The following is a 12713-nucleotide window of genomic DNA, read 5'->3' on the forward strand; positions in this document are numbered from 1 at the left end:
TCAGTCCGCGCCCTCAGTCCGCGCCCTCAGTCCGCGGCTTCCCCGCGAGCCCTGCGCCGGCGCAGCAAATACCAAGCGGCCGGCACCACCAACATGGACAGCAGCGGCGCGGTCACCATGCCGCCGACCATGGGCGCGGCAATGCGCGCCATGATTTCGGAGCCTGTGCCGTGGCCCCACATCATCGGGATGAGCCCCGCGAGCACGATGGCCACGGTCATGGCCTTCGGACGAACTCTGAGCACGGCGCCTTCCCGGATGGCCGCCAGCAAGGTCTGCTCGTTGTCCGGCTCGCCGGCTGCCAGACGGCGCTTGAGCGCGTTTTCCAGGTAGACCAGCATCACCACGCCGAACTCGGCCGCCACCCCGGCCAGCGCGATGAAGCCCACGGCCGTCGCCACCGACACCGAATGCCCCAGCAGCCAGACGAGCCAGAAGCCCCCCACCAGCGAAAACGGCACGGCGGCCATCACCAGCGCGGCGTCGGTCGCGTTGCGGAACAGCAGATACAGCAGCATGAAGATGACCGCCAGCGTCGCCGGCACCACGACCTTCATGCGTTCGGTGGCGCGTGCCAGGTATTCGAACTGCCCTGACCAGGAGATGGCATAGCCGGCCGGCACCGCCACCTGCCTGGCGACGGCCGACTGCATGTCGCGCACCACCGAGCGCAGGTCGCGGCCGCGCACGTCGACATACACCCAGCCGGACAGGCGCGCGTTCTCGCTGCGCAGCATCGGCGGGCCGTCCTCGATGCGGACCTGCGCCACGTCCTGCAGCAGCAGCTGCGCGCCCTTGTCCGTCACGAACGGCAGCGTGCGCAGCCGCGCCAGCGAATCGCGGGCTTCGCGTGGGTAGCGGACGTTGATGGGGAAGCGCTCGCGGCCGCTGACCACCTCGCCGACGTTCTCGCCGCCGATGGCCGTGGCCACGATGGCCTGCACGTCGGCCACGGACATGCCGTAGCGGGCAGCCGCAGCCCGGTCGATGTCGACGTCGATGTATCGACCGCCCGTCAAACGCTCGGCCAGCGCCGAGGACACGCCGGGCACCTCCTTGACCACCGACTCGATGTGCGCCGCGAGCTTGTCGATGATCGCCAGGTCGCTGCCGGCGACCTTGATGCCGACAGGGCTCTTGATGCCGGTGGCCAGCATGTCGATGCGATTGCGGATGGGCGGCACCCAGATGTTGGACAGCCCCGGCACCTTGACGGCGCGGTCCAGTTCCTCGACCAGCCTGTCCGGCGTCATGCCCGGGCGCCATTGCTCGCGCGGCTTGAACTGGATGGTGGTCTCGAACATTTCCAGCGGCGCGGGGTCGGTGGCGCTGTCCGCGCGGCCGGCCTTGCCGAAGACCCGCTCGACCTCCGGCACCGTCTTGATGAGGCGGTCGGTCTGCTGCAGCAACTCGGTCGCCTTGGACACCGACAGGCCCGGCAGCGCCGACGGCATGTACAGCAGGTCTCCTTCGTCCAGGGGCGGCATGAACTCGCCGCCCACCCGCGTCAGCGGGATGACCGTCAGCGCCAGGACGACCCCGGCGATCGCCAGCGTCGCCCTGGGAAAGCGCAGCACGGCCTCCAGCGCGGGCCGGTAGCTGTACATGAGGAACCGGTTGAGGGGGTTGGACGTCTCGCGCGGGATGCGGCCACGCACCAGCAGGCCCATCAGCACGGGCACCAGGGTCACGCTCAGCGCTGCGGCGGCGGCCATCGTGTAGGTCTTGGTGAAAGCCAGCGGCGAGAACAGCCGGCCCTCCTGCGCTTCCAGCGTGAACACCGGCAGGAACGACAGCGTGATGACCAGCAGCGAGAAGAAGAGCGCCGGCCCGACCTCCACCGAGGCGTCTGTCACCAACGCCCACCGTTCGGCGACGTCAGGCCGACGCCCGTGCGCATGCTCGAAAGCCTCGATGTGCTTGTGCGCGGCCTCCAGCAGCACGACCACGCCGTCCAGCGCGGCACCACACGCCAGGGCGATGCCAGCCAGGCTGAGGATGTTGGCATTCAGCCCCTGCCACCGCATCGCGATGAAGGCGATGCCAACGGCGATGGGCAGCGAGACCACCGCGACGAGTGCCGAGCGCAGATGGAACAGGAAGATGGCGCATACCGCCGCCACGGCGATGAACTCCTCCGTCAACTTCAGCTTCAGGTTGTCGATGGAGCGGTCGATGAGCTTGGACCGGTCGTAGGTCTCCACCACCTCCACGCCTTGGGGCAGGCTGGGCTTGAGCTGCGCCAGCTTGGCCTTGACGCCCTCGATGGTCGTGCGTGCGTTCTTGCCCGAGCGCATCACGACCACGCCACCCGCCACTTCGCCCTCCCCGTCCAGCTCCGCGATGCCGCGCCGCATTTCCGGGCCGACCTGCACGAAGGCGACATCCCGCAGCAGGACCGGCGTGGCGCCGGACACGCTGACAGGGATGCCGCGAAAGTCGTCGAGCGACTTCAGGAATCCGCGCGAGCGCACCATGTATTCGGCCTCGGCCATCTCCACGACCGAGCCGCCCGACGACTGGTTTGCCTTGCGCAGCGCCTGCGTCACCATCGTCTGGGTGACGCCCAGCTGCCGCATCCTGTCCGGGTCCAGGACGACTTGGTACTGCCGGACCATGCCGCCGATGCTGGCGACCTCGGCAACGTCCTGCACTGTCTTCAACTCGAACTTCAAGAACCAATCGTTGAGCGCCCGCAGCTGGCCGATGTCGGTTTGGCCGGTCCTGTCGACGAGCGCGTACTCATAGACCCAGCCGACGCCCGTGGCATCCGGCCCCAGTGCCGCCGTCGCACCGGCCGGCAGCCTGCCCTGCACCTGGTTCAGGTACTCGACGACGCGGGACCGCGCCCAGTACGGGTCGGTCTTGTCGTCGAAGAGGATGTAGACGAAAGAGTCGCCGAAGAACGAGTAGCCGCGCACCGTCTTCGCGCCAGGCACTCTGAGCATCGTGGTCGTCAGCGGATAGGTCACCAGGTCCTCCACCACCTGGGGGGGCTGGCCCGCATAGGTCGTGCGCACAATCACCTGCGTGTCCGAGAGGTCAGGGAGCGCGTCCACCGGTGTGTTGGCGACCGAGAACAGCGCCGCGCCCACCAGCGACGCCGTTGCGATGAGGACCAGGAAGCGGTTGGCGACCGACCAGCGGATGAGTGCGGCAATCACTTGGCAGCTCCCATTGGATGGACCGACACGAGCTCGTAGGCCTCGCCCTTCTTCCTGAACTCGAAGCGCACCACGTCGCCGACCTTCGTGTCCGCAAATGCCGTGGGGCTGGGCTTGTTGAAGGGCATCGTCATCGCCGGCCACTTCAGTTCGGCGACCGGGCCGTGCGACAGCGTCAGGCTGTCGGCATCAACGCCGTCCACCCGGCCTTGGGCCGAGTAGGTCACCGAAGGGGTTGCAGCCAATGTGGGCGCGGAAGCCGGCTGTGCGGCCGCCATGCTGCCGAGCACGGAGCGCAGGCGCGCTTCGGAGTCCACCAGGAACTGGCCGCTCGTCACCACCTCGTCGCCTTCAGCGAGGCCCCCGACGACCTCCAGTTGCTCGCCCAGGTCAGCGCCCAGCTTCACCTCGCGCGGCTCGAAAGCACCGTTGCCCTTGCGGACGACGGCGACCGCGCGGGAGCCGGTGCGAATGACGGCTTCGGCCGGCACGACCAGGCGGGAGGCGGTGGCACCGGCAACCTGAAGGCGAAGCAGCATGCCCGGGATCAGCCTGCCGCCCTTGTTGTCGACCTCGAATCGCGCCTGCAGGGTGCGCGTTGACGGGTTCACCTGCGGCAGGATGTCCTGCAAGGTGCCGGTGAACGTCCGGGAAGGGTCGGCTTGCACGGCAGCCGCCACCTTCTGGCCCCGCGTGAGGTGCACCGCCTGTGCTTCCGGCACTTCCACCACCGCCCAGACCTTCTCCAGGCCGGCGATGCGGAACAGCGTCATCCCGGGTGATATGGCAACGCCCTCGCGAACGCCCAGCTCGGCCACCACGCCATTTGCCGGCGCAACCAGCGTGTACCGGGCCTGCGGCGCACCGCCCGCCTCGGCCTGGCGGACGAGCTCGGCGGGAATGGACATTGCACGCGTGCGCTCCTTCGCCGCGCTCACCAGGTCCGCCGATGCGCCGGAGCGTTTCAGCGCCACGATGTCGTTCAACGGGCCCAGCCACTCGGGCGCAAACACCGTCGCCAGTGCCTGCCCTTTGATCACGCGTTCCATCGGCGCACGGACGTGTAGCCGCTCCAGGTAGCCCGAGGTGCGCGTCTGCACGGCGACGTTCAGCCGTTCGTCGAACTGCACGGAGCCGACGGCGTCGAACGACGTGCTGACGTCGGCCCTGCTGACCACCGCGGTGCGGATGCCCAGGTTCTGCTGAACCTGCGAGCTGACCTTCACTCCGGTGTCGCCGCTCTCGTCGGCATACACCGGTTGAAGCTGCATGTCCATGAAGGGCGACTTGCCCGGCTTGTCGAAGCGTGGGCCGGGGTTCATGGGATCGTGCCAGTACAGAACCCTGCGCTCGCCGGTCGACGCGGCCTGGACTGGCGCGTCCGCCCCGGCGGCGTCACCGCCACCCGCGGTGGTCCTGCCCAGGTAGAACGCGCCGCCGATGGCGAGGGCAACTGCAACGGCCACCGCGGAGCGCTGAAGGCGGCTCATTGCGCTGCTCCTTGAACAACGGGTTTGAAGGCAAGCTGCGCCTGGGCCTTGGCCAGGTCGCGTTGGAGAGCTTGCAGCTTGCGTTGCGCTTCAACCTCGGCATGCCGGGCCGCGAAGAGCATCACCAGGGCGGCCTGGTTGGCGCGGTAGCCCGCGAGCATCACCTCGGTGCGCTGCCTGAGTGGCGTCAGTACCGCCACTTGGTAGCGATCGATGCGTTCCACCAACCGTTGTGCGTCGCTCGTCAACGCGGCGTACTCGCCTTCGGCGGCCCGCCGGGCTTCGGCCAGTTCGGCCTCGCTCTTTTCGACCAGGGCAAGCCTGGCTGCGATTTCGCGGTCCTGGCGCGCCGCGGGCGCCACGGTCAACGGGATGCTCACCCCGAAGGACACCAGGTCCGGGCGCCCCTGCCGCTGGCCGTAGGACAGCTCGTAGCTCCAGCTCGGTTTGCGGTTCAACCGCGCGACCTCGACCTCCTGACGGGCGACTTCCACGTCTCGCTGCCTGGCGACAACCCCCGGATGCTCGGCGACGAAGGCTTCGAGTGCGGGCAAGCCTGCAAGGCGCGGAGCGTCCAGCTCACCCGCGATGCCGGTCCATCGCTGGAGCGCGACCACCGCCGCTGCCTGCTGCTGCCGGACGTCGGCCGACTCGTCTTCCGCGGTGCCCAGCGCGCTGGCGAGGCTCAGCACTTCTGCGCTGCTGCCGGCCACCGTGGCGAGCCGGCCCTTCCCGGCTTCCAGTTCCTCGCGGGCGTGCTTCTCGTTCAGCGCGGTGAGCCTCAGCGCCTCGCTGGCGTAGTAGGCCTCGATGTAGGCGACGGCCGCCTGCATGCGCGCGTCGGCCGCCGCAACCTGTGCCATCGCTGATTCACGTCGGGCGACGGCGCTGGCGGCCGCCTCGCGCGCAGCGCGCTTGTCGGCGGACACCCATTCCTGGGAGATGCCGATGCGCTTCATCGTCATGTCTTCGGCGGCCGTGCTGAACCGGTTCGAGCCGGTGGCCGGCAGGTTGTCGACGCCGACATTCAGCATCGGGTCCGGCTGCTGGCCGGCGGCCCGCGCGGTTTCAGAAGCACTTGCCGTGGCCGCCCGAGCCGACCGCACCGCCTGCGAGCGCTGGACCGCCAGTTCAATCGCCTGGTCGAGAGAAAGTGGTGCCGCGACGACCCAGGTGGACGGCAGCAAGGCGGCAGCGAGGGCGGCTGCGCGCAGGGCATTTCTTGACATGGAGGGCTCCGGGGACGAGCGGGGACATGGCTGGCGCGCGAAGGCGCGGCGCCAGCACCGGTCAGTCGACGGAGCGGGTCAGACCCGCAGTCTGAGCGTGGCGAGGAAGAGCGGGGCCGGCGGCGGCTGCGCCTCCGACGCCGCCGCGGGCGGGACGGCCGCAGCGCCCTGAGCGTCGAGCACCAGCGGAAGTTGCAGCACCTGCACGACTGCCGGCAGCGACACCGCAGGCAGCTTGACGGCCTCGAAGTGCTTGCCGGGTTCGGCGAAATGCTGGTGGCACAGCGCAGGCTGCTGCGGGTCCATGCCGTCGCACGGCAGGCCGGCTTCCATCATCGAGGCCATCGCCTGCGCGTCTGCCTGTTGCGGGCAGACGTAATTGGCCAACGCCAATTGCGAGAACAGCAGCGACAGCACCATGAGGAACGTGGTGGTCAGGCGGTGGACGGGACGGCGCTGCATGGTCATCACGAGTGTACCGACGGGCATGCGCACTGGGCAGGCGGCGCGGCGCACGGCGTGCCTGGCTCTTGCGCTGCGTCAATGTCGACGGGTGGCCCTGTAACAGACGGCCGCCCGCTTGACATTGCCACGGTGGCAAGGTCCAAAGTGCCTGCATCCGTTCAAAGGAGCACACGATGCAAGTCTTCCGAGTCGATGACATGACCTGCGGCCACTGCGTCGCCAGCATCACCGAGGCCGTCCGTGCGGTGGACGCGGGCGCCAAGGTCGGGGTGGACCTGGCGCAGCGCTTGGTACGCATCGAGCCCACCGAAGCCGATGCATCCGAGCTTGCGGGGGCCATCACCGAGGCGGGCTACTCGCCGGTCCTCGTCGAAAACCCGTTTCTCTCGGAGAAGGCCGCCGGCGGCCGCACGGGTTGCTGCGGCTGCAGCGGTTGACCGCTCGCTTGCCGATCCTCGGGCCTTCCGCATAGCTCGAGGGCATGGGGCCGCTTTGCTTTCCCACCTTGGGAAGGTTCAACTGCAAGGAAAACTGGAGCGCACGCATGGAGCCATCCCGAACGAACCCACACTCGCACGTCATGCCGGATGGTTCGGCCATGAAGGATGACCCGGGCCACCACGCGCACCATGACCACGCGACTCACGCTGGACATGGCCACGGCCATCACGCACATGGGCCTGCCGCAGCCGAGCGGGTACCCAACGGCGATCCGAGCCAGGTCGAGTACACCTGCCCCATGCACCCGCAAGTGCGGCAACTGGGCCCGGGCAGCTGTCCCATCTGCGGCATGGCACTGGAGCCGGTCGTCGCGACGGCCGAGCAAGGGGCGAGCCCCGAACTTCGGGACATGACGCGGCGGCTCTGGATCGGCACGGCGTTGACGCTGCCTGTCTTCGCGCTGGAGATGGGCGGGCATCTCTTCAACATCCACCACCTCATTGCGCAGCAGACGTCGAACTGGGTGCAATTGCTGCTCGGCACACCGGTCGTGCTGTGGGCCGGCTGGCCGTTCTTCACACGTGCCGTCGCGTCGGTGCGGCACCGCAGCTTGAACATGTTCACGCTCATCGCCCTGGGCACGGGTGCTGCGTGGCTCTACAGCATCGTCGCGACGCTGATGCCCGGTTTGTTCCCGCCGGCGCTGCGAGGCGCAGAGGGTGCCGTGGCGGTCTACTTCGAGGCCGCTGCCGTCATCACGGTGCTGGTGCTGCTGGGCCAGGTGCTCGAGCTGCGCGCCCGAGAGAAGACCTCCGGGGCCATCAAGGCGCTGCTGGGCCTGGCGCCGAAAACGGCCGTGAAGGTCGATGCGCAAGGCAACGACGAGACCGTCCCCGTCGACGCCATCCAGGCCGGCGACCTCCTGCGGGTACGGCCCGGCGAAAAGGTGCCGGTGGACGGCGAGCTGACCGAGGGCAAAGGCAATGTCGACGAGTCCATGGTGACGGGCGAACCCATCCCGGTTGCCAAGGCGGTCGGCTCCAAGGTCACCGCGGGCACGCTGAACCAGACCGGCGGCTTTGTGATGCGCGCCGAGAAGGTGGGCGCAGACACGCTGCTCTCTCAAATCGTCCACATGGTGGCCGCGGCGCAGCGCAGTCGCGCGCCCATCCAGCGCATGGCCGACCAGGTCGCGGGCTGGTTCGTGCCGGTGGTCATCCTCGTGGCGGCCTTCACCTTCGTCGCGTGGCTGGTCTGGGGGCCGGCGCCGGCGTTCAGCTATGCGCTCGTCACGTCGGTGGCGGTGCTCATCATTGCCTGCCCCTGTGCGCTGGGGCTGGCGACCCCGATGTCCATCATGGTCGGCGTGGGCAAAGGTGCGCAGCACGGCGTCCTCATCCGGGATGCCGAGGCGCTGGAGAAGATGGAGAAGGTGGACACGCTCGTCGTCGACAAGACCGGCACGTTGACCGAGGGCCGCCCGAAGGTTGTCCACATCGAGCCGGCAGCGGGCTTCACCGCCGAGGATGTCCTGCAGAAACTGGCCAGCGTCGAGCGGGCGAGCGAGCATCCCTTGGCGATGGCCATCGTGACGGACGCCCACGAACGCAAGCTTTCGCTCGCGCCGGTTTCGGACTTCGACTCCCCGGTCGGCAAGGGCGTGGTGGGCACGGTGGAGGGCCAGCCCATCGTCTCGGGCAGCGCGAAGTTCCTGGCCGAGCACGGCATCGACAGCGCCAGTCTGTCCGAGGCGGCCGAAGGCCAACGCCGGCAGGCCGCGACGGTCATCTTCGTCGGCATCGGCGGGAAGCTGGCTGGGTTCGTGGCCATCGCCGATCCCATCAAGCCGACCACGCGGCAGGCGCTGGAAGCGCTGCGGGCCGCGGGCGTGCGCGTGGTGATGCTCACCGGAGACGGCAAGACCACCGCGGAAGCCGTGGGCCGGCAACTCGGCATCGACGAAGTGGTTGCCGAGGTGTTCCCCGAGGACAAGGCCGCCGTGGTGAAGCGGCTCCAGGACGAAGGCCGGGTCGTCGCGATGGCAGGCGACGGCGTCAACGATGCGCCGGCCCTGGCCCAGGCGACGGTCGGGGTGGCCATGGGGACCGGCACCGATGTCGCGATGGAAAGTGCCGGCGTCACGCTGCTGAAGGGCGACCTCATGGGCATCGTTCGCGCGCGGACGCTGTCGCGCGCGACGATGCGCAACATCCGGCAGAACCTCTTTCTCAGCTTCGCCTACAACACCGCGGGCATCCCGCTTGCGGCAGGCGTGCTGTACCCGTTCTTCGGGATGCTGCTTTCCCCTGTCGTCGCCGCCGCGGCGATGGCCTTGTCGTCGGTCAGCGTCATCGGCAACGCGCTGCGGCTTCGCTCGGTGAAGGTGGAATGAGTCGAGCCCACGCCACGAACATGCGCCGCGTCGGCCGCAGCGGCGCCGTCAGTTCGCTGCGAAGCAGTACAACAGCCCTGCCCCGCCGGTGCTGACCAACTTGGGCTGGCTGCAGCCGCGGCTGGCGTGGGCGGAGTTCCAGCTGGCGTTGCCGCCGCCGGTGCGGTCGAAATGGCCGAGCTGGACGGCGCCGTCCTCGGCGTCGCTCGTGTAGTTCCTGCAGGTCTTGTCCGCCCCGTCCGGGAAGGCGCGACCGTCGGGCGTGGAGCCGGTGACGATGTCGTGCTCGTTGGGCGTGTCGCCGGCGGCCTTGGGGCGCTCGCCCTTCTCCGTCAGCGCAGTGTTTCGCGTGAGGTTGCTGCCCAGTTGGGCCTGCTCCAGCGTGTCGCCGTGCAAGTGACCCACGTCGCGGGCGATGACCTGGCCGCGCACGTTGGTCCACGGGCCCTTGCCGATGCGATCGCGGGCGTTGACCGCGTTCGCGCCCTGGGTACTGAGATAGGCGCGCCAGGTCTTGAAGGGCGAGCCGGCGGCGGCGGCCAGCTTCTGGCAATGCGCGTCGGCGCCTTCCAGGCCGCCGTAGCTGGCGCCCTGCCCGCCGCCGGTGCTGGTGACGAAGAAGGTGAACGGCGGCGGCGGCGGCGGCGCGCTGGCGGCACCGGCGGGTGGGGTCTGGGCGTGGCTGGCCAGAGCCCCAAGCATCAAGGTCAGTGAAAGCGTGATCTTCATGGGTGTTCCTGAGCGGGCCGGCACAGCCGGCAGGGGACGGGTCAGTTGCTGCGGTAGTCGTCGTGGCAGGCCTTGCAGGTCTTCTGCAGCGCGGCGAGCTGGGCCTTCACGGCGGCGACGTCGCCGGCCTGCGTCACGCGGGCCAGCTCGGTGGCCTCCTTGCCGAAGGCTGCTGCCGCGGCGCCCACGCCGGCGCCATCGGTGAAGAGGTTGGCCTTGACGGTGGTGTCGCGCCAGCCCTTGCCGGTCTCGGTGCCGGCCGGGAAGAGCACGCCCAGGTTGCTGTTGGCCAGCGCCGCGATGACGGCGGCCGCCCGCGCGGCGTCGTCCTTGTTGTAGTTGCCGTCGACATTGGCCTTCACGCGGGCCGTGTTCCAGGCGATGGTCTGGTAGGCGGACTGGCGCCACTTGATGAGCTGTTCGGGCTTGGGCGCCTGCTGGGCATGCGCCGCGGCGGCCAGCGTCAGGAGGGCGAGCGTGAGGGTGAGGATCTTGGTTTTCATGGTCATGAAGGTGGGAGGGGAAACGTCTACTTGGCCCGGCCCGCATAGCCCTGGGCCAGCGTGTCGATGCGCCAGGCCGCGCCGCGGCCGACGATGAAGAGCTGCTTCTTGTCGGGGCCGGCGAAGGCCAGGTTCTGCGGCGGCTTGGGCAGGGCGATGACGCCCAGGGCCTGGCCGGCGGCGTCGAACACTTCGATGCCCGCACTGCTGGCAACGTAGAGCCGGCCCTGCGCGTCCACGGCCAGGCCGTCGGCGCCGCTGCTCGGGCCATTGGGTGCGTCGATGCGCCAGCCCGCCAGCTTCGCGAAGTCGCGCCGCGGGCCGAGGCTGCCATCGGCGTGGACCTCATAGGCCAGCACATGCTCGCCCGCCGTGTTGGCCACGTAGAGCGTCCTTTCGTCGGGGCTGAGCTGGATGCCGTTCGGCCGGGTGATGTCCACGGCCAGCCGCTCCAGCAGGCCGGGCCGAACGCGGTAGACGGCCGGCGGCGCGACTTCGCCGGCCAGCGTGGGCTGGTTGGCGTTGCGACCGGAGTCGGTGAAGTAGACGCTGCCGTCGCGCGCCACGACCAGGTCGTTGGGCCGGCCGAAGGCCTTGCCGCTCCAACCGCTGGCCAACGTCGCGGCCTTGGCGCCCAGCGTGCCGACCCGCGTGTCGTTCACCTGCACGGCCACGATCTCGCCCGCCGCGGTCAGCCCCAGGCCGTTGGCGCCGTTGGTGTCGCGCAGGTGGGTGGACAGGCGCCCGTCAGGCGCGATGCGGGTGATGCGGGCGTCCTGCGTCTCGGTGAAGACGAAGCTGCCGTCGGGCAGCGCCAGCGGCCCCTCGGTGCCCTTGAAGCCGTCTCCCAGCATGACGACCGGCGTGCCGGCGGCCACGACGCCGGGGATGGCGCCGGTGCGCAGCGGCGGCGGCGCCAGCGCCTGCACGGCGGCCAGGGCCGCATCGACGTTCGCCTCGGGGGCCAGGCCGCCCAGCGTCGCGACGATGCGGCCGTCACGGCCGACCACGAAGCTGGTGCGCTCGGCGCGCGCATGGCGGATGTCCTGGCCTTTGGTGGTCTTGCGGCCGGCCGGGGTCTCGGTCAGCGCGATGTCAAAGGCCTTGGCGATGCGGCCGTCGGCGTCGGACGCCACGGCCAGCCGGCCGGCGCAGGTCTCGGGATCCGCCGAGAACTCGCGCAACCGCTCGATGGCGTCACCCGACACGCCGATGACCGTGACGCCTGCGGCGGTGAAACGCGGCAGGTTCTCGGCAAAGGCATGGGCCTGCAGGTTGCAGCCGGCGGTGAAGGCGGCCGGGTAGAAGTACACGACGACCGGGCCCTTGGCCAGCGTGTCCTTGAGCTGCACGTCGACGGTCTTGCCTGCCAACGCCGCGGTGGCGCGGAACTCAGGGGCCGTGTCACCGGGCTCGAGGGCGGCGTGGGCCGCGCCGGTGAGGAGCGCGATAGAGAAGGCGAGCGTCTTCATGTCTGTCCTCAGGGGAAAGGCTTGTAGGGGTCGTGGCAGTCGTTGCAGGCCAGCGCGATGGCGCGCGCGGCCTGCGCGGCGGCGGCGGCATCGCCCTGGGCGAGTTGCGCGGGTATGGCTGCCGCATGGCGCTCGCCGTCGCGCGAGATGGCAGCGGCGTCGGCGGCGGGGTAGTCGCGCTCGAAATAGGCCGCCATGTCGGCGTAGAGCTTCTGCAGCGCCTGCGCGTCGGCGACGGCGGCATCGCTGCGGCCGGCGGCCAGGTGCTTTTGCACGCTGACGCTCTTGTGGTCGATGGCACGCATCCACACGCCGAACTCGTGGCGTGTGGCGGCCTGGGTCAGGGGTGCGGTCATTAGCACGATCAGCAGCAGGCGCTTCATCTGGGTTTCTTGTAGACCTCGTGGCAGGCCTTGCAGCTGCGGGTCAGGTCGCTGAGGCTGTCCATGGCGGCGTCGTAGTTGCCGGCCTCGACGGCTGCGGCGATGGCCGTGGCGTGGGCCTGCGACTTGCGCGCCAAGTCGACGCCGCGCGAGGCGTCTGCCTTGGCGCTGAAGTGGCCTTCGACCTGCTGGAAATAACGGGCCAGTTCCTTGGCGTCGTCGAGGGCCTTCTTGTCCTGCAGGCTGATGCGGGAGTCGAGGTTGTGCAGCACGTCCTCGGCGTCGCGCATGCTGTCGGCGTCGACCTGGGCGGCGAGGGCGGCGGTGGCGATGAGCGGCGGAAGGAGAGCTGCTGTCAGGGTGCTTCGCATCGGTTTCTTTGGGTTGCTTTTGCAGAGAGAGCGCTTCATCGGTGCATTGCCGGGAGTCCCGCCCGGCGGCGGGG

The 12713-nt window shown here is 69.5% G+C and carries 11 protein-coding genes; 2 read left to right on the forward strand and 9 right to left on the reverse strand.

Annotation, left to right across the window (positions count from 1 at the left end):
- Positions 1–26: 26 nt before the first annotated feature.
- From ASD35_RS18740 to ASD35_RS18755, 4 genes are all read right to left on the reverse strand, one after another.
- Positions 27–3164 (reverse strand): efflux RND transporter permease subunit, encoded by a 3138-nt coding sequence (locus tag ASD35_RS18740; RefSeq protein WP_056876487.1) that lies wholly within the window; start codon positions 3162–3164, stop codon positions 27–29.
- Positions 3161–4654, reverse strand: a complete 1494-nt coding sequence (locus tag ASD35_RS18745; protein ID WP_056876488.1) for an efflux RND transporter periplasmic adaptor subunit — start codon at positions 4652–4654, stop codon at positions 3161–3163. Before ASD35_RS18745 ends, ASD35_RS18740 begins: the two co-directional genes overlap by 4 nt.
- The gene (locus tag ASD35_RS18750; protein WP_056876489.1) at positions 4651–5883 is read right to left on the reverse strand and encodes a TolC family protein; all 1233 of its coding nucleotides are present in this window, start codon (positions 5881–5883) and stop codon (positions 4651–4653) included. Before ASD35_RS18750 ends, ASD35_RS18745 begins: the two co-directional genes overlap by 4 nt.
- A 78-nt stretch (positions 5884–5961) precedes the next feature.
- A complete protein-coding gene (locus ASD35_RS18755) occupies positions 5962–6345 on the reverse strand; it encodes a hypothetical protein (RefSeq protein WP_056877422.1) in 384 nt (127 codons plus the stop codon).
- Positions 6346–6521: 176 nt separating this feature from the next.
- On the opposite strand from ASD35_RS18755, the gene ASD35_RS18760 reads away from it, so the two are divergent.
- Positions 6522–6785 (forward strand): heavy-metal-associated domain-containing protein, encoded by a 264-nt coding sequence (locus tag ASD35_RS18760; protein ID WP_056876490.1) that lies wholly within the window; start codon positions 6522–6524, stop codon positions 6783–6785.
- Between the two features lie 143 nt (positions 6786–6928).
- Positions 6929–9181, forward strand: coding sequence for a copper-translocating P-type ATPase (locus tag ASD35_RS18765; protein WP_056876491.1), 2253 nt, complete (start codon positions 6929–6931; stop codon positions 9179–9181).
- Positions 9182–9229: 48 nt separating this feature from the next.
- On the opposite strand, the gene ASD35_RS18770 is transcribed toward ASD35_RS18765, so the two are convergent.
- From ASD35_RS18770 to ASD35_RS18790, 5 genes are read right to left on the reverse strand one after another with little or no spacing between them, the layout of a single operon-like run.
- Positions 9230–9910 carry a hypothetical protein gene (locus ASD35_RS18770; RefSeq protein ID WP_056876492.1) on the reverse strand — a complete coding sequence of 227 codons (681 nt, stop codon included), beginning with the start codon at positions 9908–9910 and terminating at the stop codon, positions 9230–9232.
- Between the two features lie 41 nt (positions 9911–9951).
- Positions 9952–10413, reverse strand: coding sequence for a cytochrome c (locus ASD35_RS18775; protein WP_056877423.1), 462 nt, complete (start codon positions 10411–10413; stop codon positions 9952–9954).
- Positions 10414–10439: 26 nt separating this feature from the next.
- Positions 10440–11885 (reverse strand): SMP-30/gluconolactonase/LRE family protein, encoded by a 1446-nt coding sequence (locus ASD35_RS28170; RefSeq protein ID WP_082580280.1) that lies wholly within the window; start codon positions 11883–11885, stop codon positions 10440–10442.
- Between the two features lie 8 nt (positions 11886–11893).
- Positions 11894–12268, reverse strand: coding sequence for a hypothetical protein (locus ASD35_RS18785; protein WP_056876493.1), 375 nt, complete (start codon positions 12266–12268; stop codon positions 11894–11896).
- The gene (locus ASD35_RS18790; protein ID WP_056876494.1) at positions 12265–12639 is read right to left on the reverse strand and encodes a cytochrome c; all 375 of its coding nucleotides are present in this window, start codon (positions 12637–12639) and stop codon (positions 12265–12267) included. The genes ASD35_RS18785 and ASD35_RS18790 overlap by 4 nt, the downstream gene beginning before the upstream one ends.
- Positions 12640–12713 lie beyond the last annotated feature (74 nt).

Source organism: Pelomonas sp. Root1444 (assembly GCF_001426885.1).
In the GTDB taxonomy this organism is placed as follows: Bacteria; Pseudomonadota; Gammaproteobacteria; order Burkholderiales; family Burkholderiaceae_C; genus Pelomonas.